The organism is Burkholderia sp. BCC1993 (genome assembly GCF_905339865.1).
GTDB lineage: Bacteria > Pseudomonadota > Gammaproteobacteria > Burkholderiales > Burkholderiaceae > Burkholderia.
Window position 1 is genome coordinate 1 of record NZ_CAJPGZ010000065.1, and the last position, 579, is coordinate 579.

At 66.1% G+C, this 579-nt stretch carries 1 protein-coding gene; it reads right to left on the minus strand.

Annotated features, from left to right (window positions below):
- A partial coding sequence (locus U4Y91_RS36585; RefSeq protein WP_321809128.1) for an Ig-like domain-containing protein occupies positions 1-579 on the minus strand: 579 nt, incomplete at both ends.

Sequence of the window (579 nt, forward strand, 5' to 3'; positions counted from 1 at the left end):
TTGGTGACGTGGTCGGACGCACTGCTGCCCGAATCGGTGGCGAGCGCCACGCCCGGTGCGGCGGCCGACGTATCGAGCGTGAAACTGAACGACGTCGCCGACGACGTATTGCCGGCGATGTCGGTCTGCCGGACCTGCACGTCGTTCAGGCCTTCGACCGCGCTGAAGCTGGTGCTCCAGGTGTGGCCGCCGTCGATCGAGTATTCGACGGTCGCGCCGGTTTCGATGCCGGTGAGGTTCAACGTGCCGACGTTGGTGACGTGGTCGGACGCACTGCTGCCGGAGTCGGTGGTCAGGGCGACACCGGGGGCAGCAGCCGACGTATCGAGCGTAAAGCTGAAGGAGGTCGCCGACGACGTGTTGCCGGCGATATCGGTCTGCCGGACCTGCACGTCGTTCAGGCCTTCGACGGCGCTGAAGCTGGTGTTCCAGGTGTGACCGCCGTCGGTCGAATATTCGACAGTGGCGCCGGTTTCGACACCGGTGAGGTTCAGCGTGCCGACATTGGTGACGTGATCGGACGCGCTGCTGCCGGAGTCGGTGGTCAGGGCGACACCGGGGGCAGCCGCCGAGGTATCA